A 21,832-nucleotide genomic window follows, 5' to 3' on the forward strand; every position below is an offset into this window, starting at 1 on the left:
CCCGTCAGCGGGACGAACGCCCCTTGAGGAGGCGCGGTGCGAGCGTGACCCGGCGCGCGCCTCCTGCATCGGCATGCGCCGCCGAGCCCAGGGCGTCGATCAGCAGCCGCACGGCCTCGCGACCCATCGCCGGCCACGGGTGACGCAGGGTCGTGATCTCGCGGTCGTCGCCCTCGCCGAGCGACACGTCGAGCAGACTGGCCACCTGGAGGGTGCCGGGCACCGCCACTCCGTTCAGCCGGAGCACCGTGACCAGTCCGTGGGCGACGTCGTCGTTGGCACAGATCGCGGCGTCGACCGCGTGCTGCTCGACGTCGACGCCCCGCGGGACGTCCCGGCCCGCACCGGTTGCTGCTGTGCCCTCGCGGCTCGACGTCGATCCCTCGAGCAGGGTGTTCGCCGCGGCGACTCCCCCGGCGAGCACCGCGTCGGCCGTGATCGCTTCGACGAACGTCACGTCGCGCAGCTCGCACGACGCCCGCACGGCCGCGATGCGACGGGCGTCGGCGGGATCGCCCGGCGAGAGCCCCACCGTGACGAGCGATCGTGCCCCGCCGTCGGCGAGTGAGCCGACGAGCAGGTCGGTGGCCCGGTGGTCGTCGAGGCCCACCGAGTCGGTGCCGTCGCCGAAGATGTGCCGCCCGACCTGCACCACCGGGACTCGCGCGGCGGCCGCGATCGCGTCGCGGCTGACGTCCTCGCTCGGCGGGCAGATGATGAGCCCGTCGACGCGACGGCTCAGCATCGACTCCACCGTCGCGACGTCGTGGTCGTCGCCGTCGGCCGAATAGCGCAGCACGAGCGACATGCCCTCGTCGTCGAGGGCGGCGCTGACCGACTCGATCAACGCCGACAGGAAGCCGGTCGTGTACCGCGGCAGGATCAGGCCGACCGTCTCGGTGCGCTGGCTTCGCAGGGCGCTCGCGACGGCGTTGTGCCGGTAGCCGAGATCGGTGATGGCCTTGCGCACGGCTCGTGACCGCGACTCCGAGACGTGCTGCGCTCCCGAGAGCACCCGCGACGCGGTGGCGATCGAGACGCCGGCCTCGCGGGCCACGTCGACCAGGGTGGGCCCGGCGACCGGGGTCACCGGTCCACCAGGCCTGCTGCGTGTCCGCCGGCCGAGGACTGGTCCCTTGCACGAGAACGCTCGTGCTCGATCGACGCCACGAAGTCGGTGAGCACGGCCATCGCCCCCTCGACCGTCGCTTCGAGCAGCCGCTCGCCCTTCTCGGCCGTGGCCGACGTGGGGTCGCCGAAGACGCCGCTCGCCGAGAACGGGTGCAACTGCATCGGGGTCGTGCCGAAATCGGAGGGGAAGACGGGGTAGCTCGCCTCGTACCGGTCACGCCGCACGTCGTCGGGCGCGACGCGCAGCATGATCGAGGTCTCGATCTCGTCGGCGTGAGCGAGGCCGGGCGCGGCGGCACGGCTCTCACGCACCTCGGCGATGGCGTCGTCCATGCCGGGATGGTCGAGCGTCACGGTGGGCAGGACGCCCTGATCGATCAGCAGGCGTGTGGCCGCGTACAGCGGAGCCCGGTTTCCCCAGTCGCCGTTCACGACGATCAGCCCTCCGGCACCGGACGCCGCGAGTGCCCGCCCCAGGTCGACCACGATCGCCGTGACGGTCGCCGTCGAGAGGGAGAGCGTTCCGCGGTAGCCCGCGGTGTTCCAGGTGTCCCCGTAGTGCACCGGCGGCAGCAGCACCGCGTCCAGTCGATCGGCGAGGCGGCCGGCCACCTCGGCGGCGGTCGCGGTGTCGGTGCCGAGGGGCAGGTGCGGCCCGTGCTGCTCGAAGGCGCCGAAGGGCAGCACGGCGAGACCTGCCCCCCGGTCGAAGGCGGCGGCCACGTCGGGCCAGGGCGTGCGGTCGGCGTCGATCATCATCAGGGAGCGTACGTCTGGATCGTGGTGCCGTGCGACCGGTCCGTCAGCCCGGGCAGGCGCTCGTTCATCTCGGCCATGAGCGGCCCGAGCTCCACGCCGACCAGACGGCCCTCGGCCACGACCACACGGCCGTCGACGATCACGGTCTCGACGTCGCTCGACCGCACGCTCAGCACCAGCGCCGCGGCCAGGTCGTTCATGGGCTGCAGATGGGGTTTCCACGGGTCGATCAGCACGATGTCGGCTTTGTACCCCGGCTTCAGGGCTCCGAGATCGTGCTCGCGCCCGATCGCGGCGGCGCTCTGGCGGGTCAGGAGGTCGAGGGAGTGCGCGCTCGTCATCCAGGTGGCGTCGCCCGAGTCCGCCTTCTGCACCAATGCCATGCTGCGCAGGCTCTCGAACATGTCGAGGGTGTTGTTCGACGCGCAACCGTCGGTGCCGATGCCCACGACGATCCCGGCATCGTGCAGCAGGCGGATCGGCGTCGTCGAGTGGGTGTGCTTCTGGTAGACCTTGGCGCAGCACGAGACGCCGACGCGGTCGGCGTACGGCGTCAACCAGGCGAGATCGCTCTCGACGATCCCGGTGCCGTGCGCGATGAGGGCCCCGGCGTCGAGCATGCCGGTGTCGTGCAGCACCTGGATCGGCGTGACCCCTCGCCTCGCGAGCGACGATTCGGTCTGGTGCATCGTCTCGGACGCGTGCACGTGGCTGCGGACGCCGATCGCGCGCGCCGCGTCGGCCGTCCGCGCGAGATCGGCGTCGTCGACCGTGTAGACCGCGTGCGGCCCGAGCATCGTCGTGATGCGTCCGTCGGCCCGGCCGTTCCACTCGGCCGCGAACGCGGCGCTCCGGTCCAGGCCCGCGGCCCCCTGGGACGAGAAGTAGGTCTCGGCGAGCACCGCCCGCATGCCGCCGTCCTCGACGGCGGTCGCGATCTGAGCCATCGAGAAGTAATGGTCGGCCACGGTCGTGACGCCGGCGAGGAGCATCTCGGCCACCGCGAGCCGGGCCCCCAGCAGGACGTCGCGATCGGTGAGGTTGACCTCCATCGGCCAGATGTGGTCGTTGAACCAGGAGGCGGTGGGGACGTCTTCGGCGGAGCCCCGGAAGTACGTCATCGAGGAGTGGCTGTGCGTGTTGATCATGCCCGGCATCGCGATCCGACCCGGGGCGTCGATCACCCGGGCCGTCTCGAGATCGGCGGAGGAGACCTCGTCGTCGGGCTTGATCCAGACGATGTCGGCACCCGAGACGCCCACGGCCTGGTCGGGCGAGAACGTGACCGGCTCGGGGCGAGTCGGATCGTGCGGCGGCAGGTCGGGGTACGCCGCGACGGGGCGTCGCGTCTCGGTGAGCACGGTCACCCCACGGATCACCAGGTCGACTGAAGCGGGGCGCTGTACGGCGGTCGTCATGCAGACACCATGGCAGACGATGACGCATCTGTGAGAACGTTTACTTAATTGCTTACGCGCTCGAAACACGCCCGAAACAGCGAAGGACCTAGCGTGGTGACACCCCTTCACCCCGACGAACCTCCGCGAGCCACGCCCTGTCACTCTCGGTCAGGTAATCGTTTACAGCCTTGGAGTCCCCGTGCCCACTCTGCCGTCCCGCCCCGCCCTGCACCTCGTCCCCGCCCACCGCCTCGTGATCGCATCCGGAACGGCGCTCGTCGCCACGATGCTGCTGGCCTCGTGCTCGGGTCAGACCGCCGCGACCACGCCGTCGGCCGACCCCGACGCGGCGACCGTCGCCCTGCTCTACGGCACCACCGGCGATTACTCGATCATGGACGGCGGCTATTCCGGCTTCACGGCCGCGCAGGAGAAGCTCGGCTTCAACCCCGTCGAACTGTCGAGCCCGAACACCGACGACTACCAGGACCGCCTCGACCTCGCCGTGTCACAGGGAGCGGATCTCGCGGTCGGCATCGGATTCCAGTTCGCCCAGCCCATGCAGACCACCGAGCACCCCGACACGGCCTTCGTCGACGTCGACACCGACATCGGCACCGAGATCGAAGGGGTGACGACGATCTCCTTCGCCGCCAACGAATCGTCGTACCTGGTCGGCGTCGCTGCCGCCCTCACCTCGACGACCGGTCACATCGGGTTCGTGGGCGGCGTCGATCAACCGTCGATCCAGAACTTCTTCGTCGGCTACGAAGCCGGCGCCAAGTCGGTCGACCCGTCGATCACGATCGACTCGACCTACCTCTCGCCGCTGGGCGACTTCACCGGCTTCTCCGACCCGACCAAGGGCAAGGAGGCCGCGGCGTCGATGTACGCCGGTGGGGCCGACGTCGTCTACGCGGCCGCCGGGGGCTCGGGCCAGGGGGTCTACGAGCAAGCGGCCGAGTCGAGCACACCCGACGCGAAGGTCTGGGCGATCGGCGTGGACGGCGACGCTCACGAGCAGGTCGACGACGACATCAAGCCCTACATCCTCACGTCGGCGCTGAAGAACGTCGACGTCGCGGTCGAGGACGTCATCACCGCGTTCGACGCCGGCACGCTCGAGACGGGCGAGCAGGTGTTCGACCTCGAGACGGGCGGGGTCGGCTACTCGACGAGCGGCGGCTTCGTCGACGGCATCACCGACCAGCTCGACGAGGCCGAGACCTCGATCGTCGACGGTGACGTCACCGTCCCGACGGCACTCTGACCCGATGGTGGAGCACGAGGCGTCGGTCCGACTGACCGGGATCGTCAAACGGTTCGGCACGTTCACGGCGAACGACCGGATCGACGTCCTCGTGAGACCCGGCACGGTCCACGCGATCGTCGGCGAGAACGGGGCCGGCAAATCGACCCTCATGAAGGTGCTCGCCGGTGAAGAGCGACCCGACGAGGGCACCGTCGAGGTCGAAGGCGTCGCGCACGACTTCCGTTCACCGCGCCAGGCACAGCAGGCCGGGGTCGGCATCGTGCACCAGCACTTCTTGCTCGCCGGCGCCCTGCGCGTCTGGGAGAACGTCGTCCTCGCCGACGAACCGGGCAGGCCGTGGCGGCTCGACGCGGCCGCGGCCCGCGCTCGCGTCACGGAACTCGCCGATGCGAACGGCTTCGACGTCGACGTCGACGCCTTCGTCTCCGATCTGGGCGTCGGTGATCGACAGCGCGTCGAGATCCTGAAGGTGCTCCATCGAGAGGCCAGGGTGATCATCCTCGACGAGCCGACAGCCGTGCTCGTGCCGTCGGAGGCGAGTGCGCTCTTCCGGTCGATCCGCGCCCTGACCGCACGGGGCGCCTCCGTGGTCTTCATCTCGCACAAGCTCGACGAGGTGCTGGCCTTCGCCGACGAGATCACGGTGATCCGCGCGGGGCGGGTCGTCGGCCGCACCACTCCCGCCGAGACGACTCCACGCGAGCTGGCCGGCCTGATGGTCGAGGTGGCGATGCCCACCGTCGAACCACGCACCAGCCCGCCCGGTGATGCCGTCGTGCTCTCGGTCGACGGCGTCACCGTCGGCTCCCCCGACGAGCGTCCCCTGCTCGACGCCGTGTCGTTGGTCGTCCACGCGGGCGAGATCGTCGGTGTCGCCGGCGTCGAGGGAAACGGGCAGTCCGAGTTGTTGGCCGCCTTGCTCGGCCGCGTCGACTACGACGGGCAGATCACCCTCGACGGGCAGGCCATCGACGCGCTGTCGACGCGGGAGCGTCGAGCACTCGGCGTCGGCTACATCCCCGAGGACCGTCACCGCGACGGTGTGGTGCTCGGCTTCAGCCTGAGCGAGAACGCGGCACTCGGCTACCAGCAGCGGGCACCGATCAAGCGTGGCTGGTGGTTCGACCGGTCGGCGGCGGTGTCGACGGCCGCCGACATCATCCGTCGATTCGACGTCCGCGGTGGGTCGCCGACCACGACCGCGGCGTCGCTGTCGGGTGGCAACCAGCAGAAGTTCATCATCGGTCGCGAGCTCGGGTCGGATCCGACCGTCCTCGTCGCCGCTCATCCGACTCGTGGTGTCGACGTCGGCGCACAGGGCGCCGTCTGGCGCGAGTTGGTGACGGCACGCGACGCGGGGCTCGGCACGCTGCTCGTGTCGGCCGACCTCGACGAGTTGCTCGCCCTCAGCGACCGTCTGCTCGTCATGTACGGCGGACGCGTGGTCGCCGAGCTCGACCCCCGTTCCGTCACCGCCGGCGATCTCGGAGAACACATGACCGGCGCCCACCTGCCCACGAACGGAGGCCGCTCGTGACCCGACGTCGCACACTGCCGGTCGGTCTGCCGCGACGCCTCGCCGTGACGGTGGCCGGCCCCCTCGTCTCGGTGTTGCTCGCCCTCGCGGTCACCGCGCTCTTCCTGACCGCGGGCGGCTACAGCGCTGCGAGCGCCTTCTCCGTCATGTGGGCGTACGGCGTCCAGCCGAACTCGCTCGTGTCGAGCCTGAACGGTGCCGTGCCCCTCTACGTCGCCGCCGTCGCCGGCGCGTTCGCGGTGCGCATGGGGCTGTTCAACATCGGAGTGGACGGTCAGTACCGCATGGCGGCCCTGGCCGGTGCCGTCGCGGCCGCGTCGCTGCCCTTCCCGCTCGCGGTGCGCCTCCCGCTCACCCTGCTGATCGCCTGCGCGGTCGGGGCCGGGTGGGCGCTGATCCCCGCCCTGCTCAAGATCCATCGAGGCGTGAACGAGGTGATCACGTCCATCCTGTTGAACGCGATCGCGACCACCATCGTGGCCGTGCTGCTCAGTGGTGTCTTCCGCTCGGGCGGCGGGCAGAACACCGGCACCGCCCTCATCGACGACGGAGGGCTGATGCCCGCCCTCTCGGGTGTCGGCACGGGTCAGGGCTCCATCTCGAGCTTCGTCGTCGTCGCGCTGCTGGCCGGCATCGTCTACTACCTCGTGATCGAGCGCAGCGTGTTCGGCTACTCGTTGCGCGTGGCGGCCCGGTCGCCCGAGGCCGCCGAGTCGGCCGGCATCCGCGTCGACCGCAAGATCGTGCAGGCCATGCTCATCAGCGGCGCCGTCGCCGGGCTCGTCGGACTGCCGCACATCCTCTCGGTGGCCGGCCGGTTCGACGGCACGCTGCCGACCGACCTGATGTTCACCGGGCTCGCCGCGACCCTGCTCGGCCGCCAGCACCCCATCGGGATGGCCCTGGGTGCCTTCGTCCTCGCCTTCGTCGAGCGCAGCGCCCAGGTGCTCGGCCTCGTGCAGCTGCCGACCGAGGTGGGGCAGGTCTTCCTGGCCGTCGTGCTGCTGTCGTCCGCGGTCGGCTACTGGCTGACGGAGCGGGCGGACGCCCGCATCGCGCTGACCCTCGCCCTCCGCCGACGCCTCCGAGCCGCACGTGACGCCGTCGCTCCCGGCGCGTCGTCGACCCCGACCCCGACCGGAGGAGCCTCGCGATGAGCCTCGGCCCCAACCCCCCGACCACGCTGTCGCCGTCGCACGGTGTGCCGGCCCGCGCGTCCGTCGCGCGTCTCCGGCCGTCGTCTCGCCGAGTGCGTGCGGCCCTGCGCTGGGCCCTGCTCGGTCTCGGCCTGTTGATCCTCGCGCGCTACCTCGCCGACGCACCCGGCATCACCGCGTCGTCGACCTGGGGGTCCGCCCTCCGACTGACCGTGCCGATCGCCCTGGTCGCGATGGGCGGCCTGTTCTCGGAACGGTCCGGGGTGATCAACGTCGGCCTCGAGGGCATGATGATCGGCGGGACCTGGATGGCGGGCCTCTTCGGCACCCTCGCCGGACCCTGGGCCGCGCTGCTCGGCGGGGTCGTCGGTGGCCTCTGCTTCGGTGTGCTGATGGCCGTGCTCTGCATCGAGATGGGCATCAACCAGCTGATCGTCGGTGTGTCGATCAACGTGATCGCCGCGGCGGTCGCGCGGTTCATGGCGGACATCGTGTTCAGCCAGATGGACGGCGGCACGATCGCCCGTTCGCCCCGGATCGGCGGCGACGTACCTCACCTGTCGCTGCCCGTCGTCAGCGGCGGGTTCGGCACGCCTGACGTCAGCCGCGTGATGGAGTCCTCCGAGCTGCCCGTCGTGGCACAGCTCGGCGGTGTGCTCGGCGGCCTCACCCGGGACGTGTCCGTGGCTGCCGTCCTCGGCCTGCTGATCATCCCGCTGGTCGCGTGGGTGCTCTGGAAGACCCCGTTCGGCCTGCGTTGGCGAGCGGCAGGTGAAGAACCGGCGGCGTTGCAGGCACTCGGCGGCAGCGTGCACCGGACGCGGTGGATCGCGGTGCTGGTCGGGTCGGGGCTGGCCGGATTCGCGGGTGGGTACCTCACGCTCATCTCGCAGGGCTACATCGAGAACCAGACGGCCGGACGAGGGTTCATCGGCCTGGCGACGCTGATCTTCGGCAACTGGACGCCCTCCGGAGTCTTCTTCGGCGCCTCCCTGTTCGGCATCAGCGACGCGGTCGGCATCGGTCGTCCCGAGACCCTGCGCGCCCTGGTCCTGGTGCTCGCCGTCGTCTTCGCCGCCGTGGGGGTTCGCCGACTGCTCCGCGGAACGCCAGGACGGCGCCTCCGTGACGGTGTGCCCTCGCTCGTGCTCGGTGTCGTGTTGCTCGCCGTGTTCGCGTTCGTCCCCCTGCCCGCCGCCGTGTCGAGCGCGACGCCCTACGTCGTCACGCTCGCCGTGCTCGTGGTGGCCGGCACCCGCATGCGTCCTCCGGCCGCCCTCGGCCGACTCGTGCCCCGGCGCACGCGGCGCAGCTGAGCCTCACCGCGCCTCCTCGATCCCCATCACGAACCGCAAGGACCCCCCGTGCACCATCGCTCCACTCCCTCGCCCCTCGACGGAATCGACGTGTGGGACGGCCACGAGCCCCTCGGGGCCCGACGGCTGGCCTGGGCTCCCTCGGGCACGGACGCCTCGCCGGACGCGGTCGTCTCCGACCTGCGGTCGGTGCCTCCGTCGCCGCGCTACGAAGGACTGTCGGTGATCCCGGGGTTGATCGACACGCACGTCCACCTGATCGGGAACGCCGGAGGCGCGGCGTCGGGATTCCTGACCTGGCCGCTGGTCACCCCGCCGACCGAACAGGTGCTGCACGGTCTCGCGCATGCCCGTCAGGCCCTCGTCGGCGGGGTGACGACCCTGCGCGACCTGTCGGCGGACGAGGTGCAGTTCTCGCTGGCCCGGGCCGTCGAGGCAGGGCTGGTCGAGGCTCCGCGCCTCCTCGCCCACGGCATGGTGAGCATGACGGGCGGGCACGGCGACATGTTCGTCCCGCCCGGGGTCGACCCCCGCCTGCGCAAGCCGACGGCGGACGGGGTCGACGCCTGCCGTGCGCTGGTGCGGGCCCACGCCCGAGCCGGGGCCACGGGCATCAAGATCGCCACGAGCGGCGGGCTGTTGTCCGACGGCGACAAGCCGTCGTGGCGCAACCACACGGTCGCCGAGATCGACGCGATCGTCGACGAGTCCCACGCGCTCGGCCTGCTCGTGGCGGCGCACGCCCACACGACCGAGGGCATCCGGATCGCGCTGCGTGCCGGTGTCGACTCGCTCGAACACGCGACACAGCTCGGCGGCGAGCTCGCCGCCGACGTGGTCGCCGCGGGCGTGCCGGTGGCTCCGACGCTCCTGATCAACGACGCGATCGCCGACGGCACCGTGGCGGTCACCCCCGACCAGCAGGCCGCCGCCCGCGAACTCGTCGCGACTCGCGACGCCGGGTTCGCCGCCGCCGCGGCGGCCGGGGTCGACTTCGTGCTGGGCACCGACGCGAACGGTTTCCACGTGCGCTTCGGCGCGCAGATGGACGAGCTGCGACGCATGGGAGAGGTCTTCGGCTGGTCCCCGGAACGCGTGCTCGAAGCGGGCACCTCTCGCGCGGCGGCTGCGATCGGTCGGGGCGCGTCGTCCGCGGTCGGTGCAGGCTCGGGCGGGGCCGTGCTCGGGCGGATCGCGGTGGGGGCCGCGGCCGATCTCGTCGTGATGCACGGCCGGCCCTGGCGCGACTCGGGCGCGCTCGACACGGCGAACATCGTGGCCGTGGTCGCCCGGGGTCGCGTCGTGGCCGGGGCTCTGCCCATCTGAGGACACGACGCGGCCGAACACGGCGTTGCACACACCAACCCGGGTCGGACCGGACCGGACCGGGCACCGTCTCAAGCACCCGGCGCGAGCAACCCCGTCTCGTACGCCACGATCACGAGCTGGGCCCGGTCGTGCGCGTCGAGCTTCGTCATGATGCGGTTGACGTGGGTCTTCGCGGTGTGCGGCGAGATGACCAGCTCGGCGGCGATGTCGGCGTTCGCGCGGCCGCGGGCGACGAGCAGCAGCACCTCGCGCTCCCGCTCGGTGAGGTGCGCGAGCTCGGGCGGCACGGGCCGCTCGAGCCCCTGGGTGGACCCCCCGCCGAGGCCGTCGACGCCGGCCCCGCCCGAGCCGCCGCCCGGCAGCACGTACTTCTCGATGAGGCTGCGCGTCGCGACGGGCGACAGCAGCGACTCCCCCGCGTGGACCGCCCGCACCGCCCGCACGATCTCGTCGGGCTCGGCGCCCTTGCCGATGAACCCGCTGGCGCCGGCGCGCAGGGCGGCGACGAGGTACTCGTCCTCCTCGAAGGTGGTGAGGACGAGCACCTTCGTCTCGGCGAGCAGCGGGTCGGCGCAGATCTCGGCCGTGGCGCCGATGCCGTCGAGCTCGGGCATCCGGATGTCCATGACGACGACGTCCGGCCGCAGCGACGCGGCCCGCGTCACGGCCTCGCGGCCGTTCACGGCGTCGCCGACGACCTCGATCCCGTCCGTGCCGTCGAGGATGTCGGTCACGGCCTGACGGATCAACGACTGGTCGTCGACGACGAGCACAGTGGTCACGAGGCTCCTCCGTCCCGGCCGGGCGTGCCGGCCTCGCGCCCGAGCGGCAGCACGGCCGCCAGCCGGAAACCGCCCGGCGTCGGCCCGGTCTCGACCGACCCGCGCACCGAGGCCACGCGCTCGCGCAGCCCGAGCAGGCCGTGCCCGCCCCGCACGACGTCGGAGTCGACGTCGTCCTCGCCCTCGGCCCGGGCCACCGGCACGGGGTTCGTCACCACGACCGACACCTCGTCCTCGGCGACGGCGACCAGCACGTGGGCGCGGTCACCGGCCCCGTGCTTGCCGGCGTTCGTCAGCCCCTCCTGCACGACCCGGTAGGCGACGAGGTCGGCCGCGCCGCCCACCGCGGCGATCGCTCCCTCGACCCGGGTGGTCACGACGAGTCCCGCGTCGGCGAACCCGGCCACGAGCTCGTCGAGCCGCGCCAGTCCCGGCTGGGGCGACGGCGCCCGGTCGGAGTCACCGGCGCGCAGCACCTCGAGCAGGTCGCCGATCTCGCCGAGGACGGTCCGGGAGGCGCGGCGGATGGTCGCGAGGGCCGTCACCGCCTTCTCGGGTCGCGTCTCGATCGCCGACGACGCGACGCCCGCGTTGAGGCTGATCACCGAGATCTGGTGGGCGACGGCGTCGTGCAGGTCGCGGGCGATGCGCAGGCGCTCCTCCGCGACGCGGCGCGAGGCCTCGGCCTCGCGGGTGCGTTCGGCCCGCTCGGCACGCTCGGTCACGGCCTCGATGTACTCACGGCGCGACCGGCTCGCGTCACCCGCCGCGGCACCGAGGGCGATCAGCAGGGCGAACTGGACGACGGGCAGGTCGAAGAACCGTCCGTCCACGGCCACGAGGCCGAGCAGCACGACGACGAGGGCGGTGGCGGCCGTCACGACGATGGTCCGACGACGTGGCGTCCGCGCGGCGACGGCGAAGACGGCGATGCCGGTGGCGAGCACCACGCCGGGTGCGAGCGTGCCGAGCAGGGCGGCGAGGCCGAAGAGCCCCACGATCGCGGCGAGCACCGCGACCGGCCGACGCCGTCGCAGGGGCAGCAGCAGGGCCGGCGCGACGACGACCGCGACGGCGAGCGCACCGCTCGGCCGGAAACCGGCCACGGGGAAGGGTGCGAAGGCCGCACCGACGACGAGCCCGGCGGCGAGGGCGTCACCCAGCCACCAGGGGACGCGGGGTCGCGGGTAGGCCGGCTCGCGCCTCCTGCCGTCCGTCGTCGTCATGACCCCATCGTGCCCTGGAACGGCGGCGGCCGAGTCACCCCGACGCGTCGTCTCGCGTACCGCGGTCGCGGTACGAGCGGTCGGGCAGGTGTCCGCGGCGGGGGGACGCCCGGGGTGGCGGCTGCCGCGATCGTTGGTCCCGGCCCCGGAGACACCGGGCCGACAGCGACAGGAGCACCATGGCGCCGATCATCTCGGTCCGAGACGTCCACCGTTCGTACGGGCGCGGCCCGAACCGCTTCGAGGCCCTCAAGGGGGTGAGCTTCGACGTCGCCGAGGGCGAGAGCGTGGCGATCGTCGGCAAGAGCGGCTCGGGCAAGTCCACCCTGATGCACGTGCTCGCGCTGCTCGACGCCCCGACCACCGGCACGGTCGAGCTCGAGGGCGTCGACACCGGCACGCTGCGCGGTGCCCGCCTGAACCGCACCCGCAACGCGACGTTCGGCTTCGTCTTCCAGCAGTTCTTCCTCACGGCGAGCTCGTCGGTGCTCGAGAACGTCGTGCTGCCGATGACGATCGCGGGCGTGCCCCGCGGCGAGCGCCGGCGTCGCGGCCTCGCGGCCCTCGAGCAGCTCGAGCTCGCCGACAAGGCGGGCAGCAAGGCGAAGGACCTCTCGGGGGGTCAGAAGCAACGAGCGGTGATCGCCCGGGCGCTGGTCAACGACCCGCGGATCATCTTCGCCGACGAGCCCACCGGCAACCTCGACTCGGCGACCGGGGCGGTGGTCGAGGACATCCTGTTCTCGCTGAACCGGGAGCACGGCATCACGCTGATCGTGGTGACCCACGACGACGACCTGGCCGCGCGCTGCGACCGGCGCATCGTGATCCGCGACGGACGGATCGTCGACCCCGAGGGCGAGGTGGCCGCATGACGACCGTCGACCTGCTGCGGAGTGCCGTGGCGAACACCTTCCGGTCGAAGACGCGCACCGTCCTGACCATCCTGGCGATCTTCGTCGGTGCCTTCACGCTGACCCTGACGAGCGGGCTGGGCACCGGCATCAACGACTACATCGACGACACCGTGTCGGCGGTCGGGTCGTCCGACACGATGACGGTCACCACGGCGTCCGACGACGCGCAGGGCTTCGGGTCGGCCGACCCGGGCCCGGCCGAGTACGACCCCGACACGGTCGCCGCCGGCGGGTTCGGTGCGCCGGGGGCGACCGTCGTCGCCCTGACGCCGGACGACGTCACGACCCTCGAGGGCATCGACGGCGTCCTCGCGGTGCAGCCGACCGAGTCGATCGCGACCGACTACGTCGAAGGCGCCAGCGGCACGAAGTACGTCGTGTCGGCGGGAGCCCTCGTGCCGGGGCAGCACCTCACGCTGACCGCGGGCGACCAGCCCGCCGACGACGGCACCGAGCTGCAGGTCGTCATCCCGACCTCGTACGTCGAGCCGCTGGGGTTCCGTGACGACGCGGCGGCCGTCGGGCGGTCCGTCACCCTCGCGGTGACCGACGCGACGCGGACCCAGCACACGGTCACCGCGACCGTGGTCGGCGTCGCCGAAGAGAGCATCGCCTCGCCGGCGGGTGCGTCGGTCACGCCGGGCACGGCTCTCGCCACGGCCCTCTTCGACGCGCAGAACGTCGGGGTGCCCGCCGACCAGGTCGACCGGTACGCGCAGGCCACCGTGCGGTTCGCCGCGGACGCCACCGACGAGCAGGTCGCCGCGCTGAAGGACCGCCTGACGGCGGCCGGCTACACGGGCACGACGGTCGCCGACCAGCTGGGCACCTTCACCACGGTGATCGACGGCATCGTGCTCGTGCTCAACGCCTTCGCGATCATCGCCCTGCTCGCCGCGAGCTTCGGCATCGTCAACACGCTGCTCATGTCTGTGCAGGAACGCACCCGCGAGATCGGCCTGATGAAGGCGATGGGCATGGGCAGCGGCAAGGTGTTCGCGCTGTTCAGCCTCGAGGCGGCGTTCATCGGGTTCCTCGGCAGCGCCATCGGCGCGGGAGTCGCGATGGTCGCGGGCAGCGTGGTCAGCTCGGCCCTCGCCGGGACGGTGCTGTCGAACCTGCCCGGGCTGACGCTGATCGCGTTCGACCCCGTGTCGATCGCGCTGATCGTCGTCGTGGTCATGGTGATCGCCTTCGTGGCCGGCACACTGCCCGCGGCCCGCGCCGCCCGCGCCGACCCGGTCGAGTCGCTGCGCTACGAGTGAGGAGGCGCGGGTCGGGGCGCGAAGGACGCCTCCCGACGACGGACGGGACGTCGTGTCCTCCACGACGTCCCGTCCGCCCGACGGCGGGCCCGGGCGGGCCCGGTGGTCGGTGGGCCCGGTCGGGCCCGGTCATCGGGGCTCAGCAGCGCTGTTGCAGCGCCTCGTTGTACCCGGCGAACCCGGTGGGCGTGCCGAACGCGGGGGTGCCGTCCGCCGCCCACGGAACGGGCTGGGCGAAGATCTTCCGGTCGTCCCACCCGTCGGCCGTGGTCGTCTTCGCGTGGTAGACGTTCCAGTTCACGCCGTTCTTGCCCGGCACCGGGATCGACTCGCCGCCGGGGCCGTAGACCCCGCCACCCGACGAGAACACCGGCCCGCGCTTGGTGTACGAGCGGTAGTCGGTGAGGTCACCGCCCTTGTAGACCAAGAGGCCGAGGGCGTACTCGGTCGTCCACGAGGCGTTGGCGTTGTAGACGATCGACAGGGTGCCGTTCGGGCTGATCCAGGCCTCCGGACCTTCCATGATGGCCGCGCGGCTGGTCTCCCAGGTCTGGTCGGGGTTGCCGATCAGTCGTCGGTGGTCCTGGTCGATGGTCAGCGGGCTGCTCATGCGCGCGATGTAGATCTGCTGGGGCGCGCGTCCGCCGTTGCCCGTGGGCGTGCCCGACCAGAGCAGCCACCAGCTGTCCTGGTAGCGGAACACCGTCCCGTCGATGGCCCACTGGTCGGTCGAGTCGGCGATCTTGCCCGCGAACGTCCACGTGCCCATCGGGTCCTGCGTGTCGGCCCGGATCGCGAACAGCCGGTGGGTGTCGTTCGTCGCGTCGAACGAGCCGCGCTCGGTCGCCGCCGCGTAGTAGACGTACCAGCGTCCGTCGAGGTACTCGAGCTCGGGCGCCCAGGTCTGGGCGCTGTGGTCGGTTCCGACCGGTGCCGTGAAGATGGTCTTGGCCCGGGCCGACGAGAGGCCGTTCAGGGTCGACGAGGCCTTGAGCGTGATCGACCGGTCGCCGTCGGACTGCGCCAGGTAGTACGTGTTGTCGCGGAACCAGACCGAGGGGTCGGCTCCGTTCGAGATCGGGTTGGACAGGGTGCAGGCGGGTGCGGCCTCGACGGGCGAGGCCGGTGTGGCGGCCAGGGGGACGGCGAGTCCGACGGCGAGCAGCAGGGCCCCCGCCCCGGCGGCCACCGCGCGGGTGAATCGTGTGCGTGTGATCATGTGCGGCCCGCCTCCTCGCGGGCGTTCCCGGGTCTCCGTCGATCCGGGCGGTCCTGCTCGACGTCGAGCAGGAGGCGCGGGACGCTGAGGTGCATCCGCGCCGGTCGTTCGGCTGGTCGTGGGGTGCACCACGGGCGCGCCGTGCGGTCGACGACGCCGTGCACCCCTCGGTCAGCCCTTCACCCCCGACGCCGCGACGCTGTCGACGATCTGGCGCTGGGCCAGGGTGAAGAGGATCAGCACGGGCACCGAGGCGACGACGGCGCCGGCCATGACGACGCCGTAGTGGGTCGAGAAGGCCCCCGAGAGCACCGACAGGCCGGGCTGCAGGGTCAGGTTCTCGGGGCTGAGCAGCACGTACACCGGCCACAGGAAGTCGTTCCAGTTCGCCAGGAAGCTCAGCACGGCGAGGGTCGCCAGGGCCGGCCGCGACAACGGCAGCACGATCTGCAAGAAGATGCGCAGGTCGCCGGCGCCGTCGAGCCGGGCGGCCTCCTCGATCTCGGTCGGCAGCCCGACGAAGAACTGCCGCAGGAAGAAGATGCCGAAGGCTCCCGCCGCGCCGGGGACGGTGATCGCCCAGATGGTGTCGAGCCAGCCCAGGTTCTGCACGATCAGGTAGTTCGGGATGAGGAAGATGACCGGGGGCACGAGCAGCGTCGCCACGATCATGCCGAAGACGATCTTCTTGCCCCGGAACTCGAGCCGGGCGAGGGCGTAGGCGCCGGTGGAGGCGGTGACCAGGATGATCGCGGTCTGCAGCACGCCGGCGGCGAGGCTGTTGACGAACCACCGCAGGATGGGCTGCTGCCCGCCCGCGAGCGTCTGGTAGGCCTCGGTCGTGAACGGGTCGGGGATCGGCGAGGCCGGTCGGCTGATCGCGTCGAAGTCGGTCTTGAACGACGTCAGGACGATCCAGACGAGAGGCAGGACGATGCCCAGGGCGACCACGCCGAGCACGACGTAGAGGACCGCGTTCGGCACGTGCCTGCTCCAGCGTCGACGACGAGGAGGCGCGCTCGGCAGACGGTCGAGCGGTTGCGGTGCCGCGGCGGGCAGCCGTTCGGGGGCGAGCTGCGTCATCACGCCTTCTCTCGTTGGATGCGGAAGTTGACGATGCTGATGACGGCCAGGGCGGCGAACAGCACGTAGCTCATGGCGGAGGCCGCGCCCATGTTGCCCTGGGACAACCCCTGGTCGGCGATGTACATGATCGCCGTGCGCGTCTGGTTGCCCGGTCCGCCCTGGGTCAGCAGGAACGACTGGCCGAACATGTTGGCCGAGGCGAGGATCGTCGTCGTCGTGACGAAGACCATGACCGGTCGCAGGCCCGGCAGGGTGACGCTGACGAACTTGCGCACGGGCCCGGCGCCGTCGAGCGACGCGGCCTCGTACAGGTCGGCGCTGATGCCCTTCAGCCCGGCGAGGACGATGACGGTGTTCAGGCCGGCCGTCCACCAGATGGTGACGCCGACGAGCGAGATCCACGCCCAGGGCACGTCGACCGTCCAGGGCGTCCGGTCGGGCAGTCCGAGCAGGCCGAGCAGGTGGTTGACGACGCCGGCCTGGGGGTCGAGCAGGTACTTCCAGATGACGCCGATGACCGCGACGCCGAGGACGTAGGGCGCGAAGAACACGGCGCGGAACACGGTGGTGCCCCGCAGCCTCTGGTTGAGCAGCACCGCGGCGACCAACGGCACCGCCACCAGCAACGGGACGCTGAACAGCGTGAAGATGCCGGTCGCCCGCATGCTGGTCCAGAAGTCCGAGGACGTGAGCGAGTCCGGCGTGAAGAGGTCGACGTAGTTCTGGAGGCCGACGAACGGGTGGATCGGCACGAGGCTGTTCCACCGGTGCGTGCTGATGTACAGCCCGTAAACCGCGGGGGCGATGACGAACACCGCGAAGATGAGCAGGAACGGGGCGAGGAACGCGTAGGCGGTGAGGTCCCGCCGGGGGGCGCCCGCCCGCACCGGCCGGGTGGCCTGTGCGGGCGAGCGCGTGAGGGTGTCAGCCACCGTAGGTCTGCGCGTTCTGCTCGAGGATCTTGTCGGCTTGAGCCGCCGCGTCGTCGAGGGCGTCCTGGGGCGACTTCTTGCCGAGCACGGCCTCGCCGACCGCCGTCGTGATCTCGGCCGTGGCGGCCGAGATGCCGGGGGCGACCGTCTCGTAGTGGGCGTAGGGCAGCTGCTCGAGGAACGGCTCGAGGTTCGGGTACTTCTCCACCAGTGCCGGGTCGTTGCGCACGTCGTTGGCGGCGGGCAGCTCACCGGTCTCGGCCCAGCCGGCCGAGTTGTCGTTCATCCACTTGACGAACGTCGCGGCGGCCGAGGTCTCGTTGGTGTCCTGACCCTTGTTGTTCGGGAAGATCCAGTCGGTCGAGCTCGACCAGACGGCCTTCTCGGTGCCGATCTGGGGCACCGGGGCGACCGAGAAGTCGACGTCCTGCAGGGCCTCGTTCGTCGTCTGCCAGACGCCGTTCCAGTTGTAGGCGGTCTCACCGGCCACGAGGGCGTTGAAGTTGCCGTCCTGGGGCACGTTCGCCGGGCTGTAGCCCTTGTCGATCTGGTCGACCATGTGGGTCAGGGCCTTGACCCCGGCCTCGCTGTTGAAGGTCGCCTTGGTCACGTCGTCGTTGAACAGGTCGCCGCCGAACTGCCAGACCAGCGACTCGAACTCGAAGGTGCCCGTGAAGACGTAGCCGTCGACCCACTCACCCTGCACGCCCGCAGCCTTCAGCGCGGCCAGGTTCTCCTCGTAGGACGCGGCGTCGGTGGGCGCCGTGGTGTCGACCCCGGCCGCCTTCAGCACGTCGTTGTTCGTGTACAGGCCGAGCGGGGTGACGCTCCACGGGATGCCGTACTGCGTGCCCTGGTACTGGTTGCCCTCGAACAGGCCCTCGGGGAAGTCGTCCTCGCCGTAGCCGAGCGTGTCGACGATGTCGCCGCTGTCGAGCAGCAGCCCCTGGGCGGCGTAGGTCGCGACGTCGTCACCGTGGGCGACCGCGACGTCCGGGCCCTTGCCGGCCTTGATCGCGAGCGGCATCTTCGCGGCGATGTCGGCCCACTCCATGGCCACGTTCTTCACCTCGATGTTCTCGTGCTCCGCGTTGAACTTCTCGATCAGGGCGGGGACGATCTTGGGGGCCGCGCCACCCGTCCAGCCGTTCCAGAAGTCGATGGTCACCTTCGGACCCGTGTAGTCGGCGCTGTCGACCGCTGCGGCTCCGCCCGTGGCGCCTCCGCTGCTGCAGCCGGCCAAGGTGATTCCGAGGCCGACGGTCGCGACGATCGCGACGGCCTTCGTGACGAGGTGCTTGTTCATCGTGGGTGCTCTCCTTTGAGTACGGACCCGCTGCCGTGCCAGGGGTGGCACGCTGTCGGCAGCCTCGCCGTGAGTGGGGGTCCTGCGTTGTTTTTACAGCGCTGTAAAGCGTCCGTCAAGCCGTCCCCCTAAGATCGGTCCAGAAAAGTCCGACGAGGGGACGCCGCCGTGGCCAAAGCGAGATTGCAGGACGTCGCCGAACTGGCGGGCGTGTCGATGAAGACCGTGTCGAACGTGGTCAGGGGCTACGTGCACGTGCGGCCCGACACCCGCGCCAGGGTGCAGCGCGCCATCGACGACCTCTCGTACAGCCCGAACGCGTCGGGCCGCAGCTTGGCGACGGGGCGGAGCGGCCTGCTGGCGCTCGCCTTCAGCGACATCAGCATCCCCTACTACTCGGAGCTGGCCCGCTGCGTCTCGACGCTGGCGCGCGACCGGGGCTACCGGCTGCTGCTCGAGCAGACCGACGGCACCCTCGAGGCCGAGCGCGCGATCGTCTCGGCGTCCGAGGCCGGGCTCGTCGACGGCGTCCTCTTCCAGCCGTCGGTGCTCGGCTCGGCCGAGATCGCGCAGCACCGGGGCGACGTGCCGGTCGTGCTGCTGGGTGAGGCGACGGCGCCGATCTCGGTCGACCACGTGATGATCGACAACGTCCGCGCCGCGTCCGAGGTCACGCAGCACCTGGCGTCCCTCGGTGCGAAGCGCATCGCCTTCGTCGGCCACGAACGCGCGACGCTCAGCCCGACCTCGAAGGTGCGCCTGGCCGGGTACCAGCAGGGCCTCGAGGAGGCGGGGCTGTCGCTCGACATGGACCTGCTGCTGCCCAGCCACGCCGTGTCGTCGCACGACGCGGCCCGAGCCGTGAGCGGCGCGCTCGACGCCGGCGTGGCGTTCGACGGACTCGTCTGCCGTGACGACCTGGCCGCCATCGGCGCCCTCCGAGCCCTGGACGAGGCCGGCGTCCGCGTGCCCGACGACGTCGTCGTCAGCGGGTGGGACGACGTCTCGATGGCGTCGTTCACCCGGCCCGGCCTGACGACCGTCCGACCCGACCTGCTCGCCCTGGCGACGTCGGCGCTCGACATGCTCGAGCAGCGCATCGCGGGCTACGACGAGATCGGTCGACACCGTCTCGTCGACTTCGAGCTCGTCTACCGGGGCAGCGCACCCGAGCGACGCGTCGCCGCCCAGTAGATTTACAGCGCTGTAAATTTACGCCACACTGTCGCCATGCAGAACTACGACGGCGACGGTGCCGCCCCGCTCGCACCCGCCACCGGGCAGGACGGCACGTACCCCCGGCCCCAGCTGATGCGGCCGAGGTGGACCGACCTCGGCGGCCCGTGGGGCTTCGCCCACGACGACCTCGACGTCGGGTCGGCGGAGGGCTGGCACCGACGCGCGCTGGTCGAGCGGACGATCGTCGTGCCCTTCCCGCCCGAGTCGCCGGCGTCCGGCATCGGTGACACGGCGTTCCACCCGGTCGTCTGGTACTCCCGTTCGGTGACCCGCGCCGAGATCGAGGCGGCGGGCGCGTCGTCAGGCGACCCGCGCCTGCTGGTCCACTTCGGGGCCGTGGACCACCACGCCCGCGTGTGGCTCAACGGCGTGCTGCTCGGCGAGCACCGGGGCGGGCACACGCCGTTCACCCTCGACGCGACCGACGCCGTCGACGATTCGCTCGACGAGCAGCTGCTCGTCGTCCGCGCCGAGGACGACCCCCACGACGTGACCCAGCCCCGCGGCAAGCAGGACTGGAAGCTCGATCCGCACGACATCTGGTACCACCGCACGACGGGCATCTGGCAGACGGTCTGGCTCGAGGCCGTGCCCGCGGTCGCGGTGCGGTCCCTGAGGTGGTCGAGCGACCTCGTGCGTGGCGAGGTGCGACTGGGGGCCGACCTGCGCGGGCGCGTGACGGCCGGCCACCACCTCCTGGTCTCGCTCTCGTACGAGGGCGAGCCCCTCGGGTCGACCCGGGTGCCCGTCACGTCGTCGCACGTCGACCTCGTGGTCGACCTGCCGCGTCAGCACAACGGCCAGGCGTACGAGCACCTTCTCTGGAGCCCCGAGCACCCCCGCCTGGTCGACGCCGAGGTCCGGCTCGTCGCCGCCGACGCCGCCGACGGGGGCGGAGGCGCGACGGTCGACCGGGTCGCGTCGTACCTCGGGCTGCGGTCCACCGTCGTCGCCGAGGGGGCCTTCGTGCTGAACGACCGCCCCTACCCGGTGCGCAGCGTCCTCGAGCAGGGCTACTGGCCCGAGTCGCACCTCGCCGCGCCGTCGGTCGACGCGCTGCGCGTCGAGGTCGAGCTGATCAAGTCGCTGGGCTTCAACGCCACGCGCATCCACCAGAAGATCGAGGACCCGCGGTTCCTGTGGTGGGCCGACAGGTCGGGCCTGCTCGTCTGGGGCGAGATCGCCGGGGCGTTCGAGTTCTCGCCGACGGCCGTGGGCCTGCTCACCCGCGAGTGGATCGAGGCGGTCGAGCGTGACGTGTCGCACCCCTGCGTCGTCACGTGGGTGCCGGTCAACGAGAGCTGGGGCGTGCAGCACATCGCCCACGACCCGGCGCAGCAGGCCTTCGCCCGGTCGCTGGCCGAGCTGACGCGCGCCCTCGATCCCACCCGACCCGTCATCTCGAACGACGGCTGGGAGCACGTGTCGTCCGACATCCTCAGCGTGCACGACTACGAGGCCGGCCCCGAGGTCGTGAGGGCGCGCTACGCCGACGACGACGCACGGGCCGCGCTGCTGGCGGGCTTCGGGCCGGCCGGGCGACGGATGCTGGTCGGCGGCGCGGTGGACGCCGGGGCACCGGTCATGCTGACCGAGTTCGGCGGCATCCAGTTCGACGTCGGCGACGCGCCGGCCGACGGTTGGGGCTACTCGCGGGCCACGGACGGCGACGACTTCGTCGAGCGTCTCGGCGGGCTGCTGGAGGCCGTGCAAGCCAGCACGTTCCTGGCGGGCTGGTGCTACACGCAGTTGACCGACACGGTGCAAGAGGTCAACGGCCTGCTCGACGAGAACCGCCGCCCGAAGGTGCCGATCGAGACGCTGCGGGCGCTCATCGACCCGAGCTGACGCCGACCCCCGCCCACCCAGACCTCCTTCCGAGGTCGAGTCCGTCCCTCGGGCCCGTCCTCGCACCTCGATCGAGTGGTCGGAAATCGTCCTTCGCGGCGTGATGAAGG

Annotated in this window: 18 protein-coding genes; 9 read left to right on the forward strand and 9 right to left on the reverse strand. The window is 71.5% G+C overall.

Annotation, left to right across the window (positions count from 1 at the left end):
* Positions 1–4: 4 nt before the first annotated feature.
* From AC3CCI_RS00960 to AC3CCI_RS00970, 3 genes are read right to left on the reverse strand one after another with little or no spacing between them, the layout of a single operon-like run.
* On the reverse strand, positions 5–1,090 hold the full coding sequence (locus AC3CCI_RS00960; RefSeq protein ID WP_488627825.1) for a LacI family DNA-binding transcriptional regulator: 1,086 nt from the start codon (positions 1,088–1,090) through the stop codon (positions 5–7).
* Entirely contained in the window at positions 1,087–1,890 is an 804-nt protein-coding gene (locus tag AC3CCI_RS00965) for a creatininase family protein (protein ID WP_488627826.1), read from the reverse strand. Before AC3CCI_RS00965 ends, AC3CCI_RS00960 begins: the two co-directional genes overlap by 4 nt.
* The gene (locus AC3CCI_RS00970) at positions 1,890–3,308 is read right to left on the reverse strand and encodes an amidohydrolase (RefSeq protein WP_488627827.1); all 1,419 of its coding nucleotides are present in this window, start codon (positions 3,306–3,308) and stop codon (positions 1,890–1,892) included. Before AC3CCI_RS00970 ends, AC3CCI_RS00965 begins: the two co-directional genes overlap by 1 nt.
* A gap of 181 nt (positions 3,309–3,489) precedes the next feature.
* Between AC3CCI_RS00970 and AC3CCI_RS00975 the strand changes: the two genes are divergently transcribed.
* From AC3CCI_RS00975 to AC3CCI_RS00995, 5 genes are read left to right on the forward strand one after another with little or no spacing between them, the layout of a single operon-like run.
* Positions 3,490–4,560: a BMP family lipoprotein gene (locus tag AC3CCI_RS00975; protein ID WP_488627828.1), complete on the forward strand. Its 1,071-nt coding sequence runs from the start codon at positions 3,490–3,492 to the stop codon at positions 4,558–4,560.
* 4 nt (positions 4,561–4,564) lie between these two features.
* Positions 4,565–6,100, forward strand: coding sequence for an ABC transporter ATP-binding protein (locus tag AC3CCI_RS00980; RefSeq protein WP_354594625.1), 1,536 nt, complete (start codon positions 4,565–4,567; stop codon positions 6,098–6,100).
* Entirely contained in the window at positions 6,097–7,257 is a 1,161-nt protein-coding gene (locus tag AC3CCI_RS00985; RefSeq protein ID WP_488627829.1) for an ABC transporter permease, read from the forward strand. Before AC3CCI_RS00980 ends, AC3CCI_RS00985 begins: the two co-directional genes overlap by 4 nt.
* The gene (locus AC3CCI_RS00990; RefSeq protein ID WP_488627830.1) at positions 7,254–8,573 is read left to right on the forward strand and encodes an ABC transporter permease; all 1,320 of its coding nucleotides are present in this window, start codon (positions 7,254–7,256) and stop codon (positions 8,571–8,573) included. The genes AC3CCI_RS00985 and AC3CCI_RS00990 overlap by 4 nt, the downstream gene beginning before the upstream one ends.
* A 48-nt stretch (positions 8,574–8,621) precedes the next feature.
* On the forward strand, positions 8,622–9,899 hold the full coding sequence (locus AC3CCI_RS00995) for an amidohydrolase family protein (protein ID WP_488627831.1): 1,278 nt from the start codon (positions 8,622–8,624) through the stop codon (positions 9,897–9,899).
* 71 nt (positions 9,900–9,970) lie between these two features.
* On the opposite strand, the gene AC3CCI_RS01000 is transcribed toward AC3CCI_RS00995, so the two are convergent.
* Both AC3CCI_RS01000 and AC3CCI_RS01005 read right to left on the reverse strand, forming a co-directional pair.
* Positions 9,971–10,684 (reverse strand): response regulator transcription factor, encoded by a 714-nt coding sequence (locus tag AC3CCI_RS01000; RefSeq protein ID WP_488627832.1) that lies wholly within the window; start codon positions 10,682–10,684, stop codon positions 9,971–9,973.
* Entirely contained in the window at positions 10,681–11,910 is a 1,230-nt protein-coding gene (locus AC3CCI_RS01005) for a sensor histidine kinase (protein ID WP_488627833.1), read from the reverse strand. Before AC3CCI_RS01005 ends, AC3CCI_RS01000 begins: the two co-directional genes overlap by 4 nt.
* A 179-nt stretch (positions 11,911–12,089) precedes the next feature.
* Here AC3CCI_RS01005 and AC3CCI_RS01010 point away from each other — a divergent pair, with 179 nt between their 5' ends.
* Both AC3CCI_RS01010 and AC3CCI_RS01015 read left to right on the forward strand, forming a co-directional pair.
* Complete coding sequence (locus AC3CCI_RS01010; protein ID WP_354594619.1) at positions 12,090–12,785, forward strand: ABC transporter ATP-binding protein; 696 nt, start codon at positions 12,090–12,092, stop codon at positions 12,783–12,785.
* Positions 12,782–14,092: an ABC transporter permease gene (locus tag AC3CCI_RS01015; RefSeq protein ID WP_488627834.1), complete on the forward strand. Its 1,311-nt coding sequence runs from the start codon at positions 12,782–12,784 to the stop codon at positions 14,090–14,092. The genes AC3CCI_RS01010 and AC3CCI_RS01015 overlap by 4 nt, the downstream gene beginning before the upstream one ends.
* A gap of 139 nt (positions 14,093–14,231) precedes the next feature.
* Here AC3CCI_RS01015 and AC3CCI_RS01020 read toward each other — a convergent pair whose 3' ends face one another.
* The 4 genes from AC3CCI_RS01020 to AC3CCI_RS01035 form a co-directional block, all read right to left on the reverse strand.
* On the reverse strand, positions 14,232–15,311 hold the full coding sequence (locus AC3CCI_RS01020) for a glycoside hydrolase family 43 protein (protein ID WP_354594617.1): 1,080 nt from the start codon (positions 15,309–15,311) through the stop codon (positions 14,232–14,234).
* Between the two features lie 171 nt (positions 15,312–15,482).
* Complete coding sequence (locus AC3CCI_RS01025) at positions 15,483–16,394, reverse strand: carbohydrate ABC transporter permease (RefSeq protein ID WP_354594616.1); 912 nt, start codon at positions 16,392–16,394, stop codon at positions 15,483–15,485.
* Entirely contained in the window at positions 16,394–17,329 is a 936-nt protein-coding gene (locus AC3CCI_RS01030; protein ID WP_354594615.1) for a carbohydrate ABC transporter permease, read from the reverse strand. Before AC3CCI_RS01030 ends, AC3CCI_RS01025 begins: the two co-directional genes overlap by 1 nt.
* Positions 17,322–18,635, reverse strand: coding sequence for an ABC transporter substrate-binding protein (locus tag AC3CCI_RS01035; protein ID WP_354594614.1), 1,314 nt, complete (start codon positions 18,633–18,635; stop codon positions 17,322–17,324). The genes AC3CCI_RS01030 and AC3CCI_RS01035 overlap by 8 nt, the downstream gene beginning before the upstream one ends.
* Positions 18,636–18,803: 168 nt before the next feature.
* Between AC3CCI_RS01035 and AC3CCI_RS01040 the strand changes: the two genes are divergently transcribed.
* Both AC3CCI_RS01040 and AC3CCI_RS01045 read left to right on the forward strand, forming a co-directional pair.
* A complete protein-coding gene (locus AC3CCI_RS01040; protein ID WP_488627835.1) occupies positions 18,804–19,829 on the forward strand; it encodes a LacI family DNA-binding transcriptional regulator in 1,026 nt (341 codons plus the stop codon).
* A gap of 36 nt (positions 19,830–19,865) precedes the next feature.
* Complete coding sequence (locus AC3CCI_RS01045; RefSeq protein WP_488627836.1) at positions 19,866–21,722, forward strand: glycoside hydrolase family 2 protein; 1,857 nt, start codon at positions 19,866–19,868, stop codon at positions 21,720–21,722.
* Positions 21,723–21,832: the final 110 nt, after the last annotated feature.

The sequence above is a fragment of the Frigoribacterium sp. CF331 genome (genome assembly GCF_057787905.1).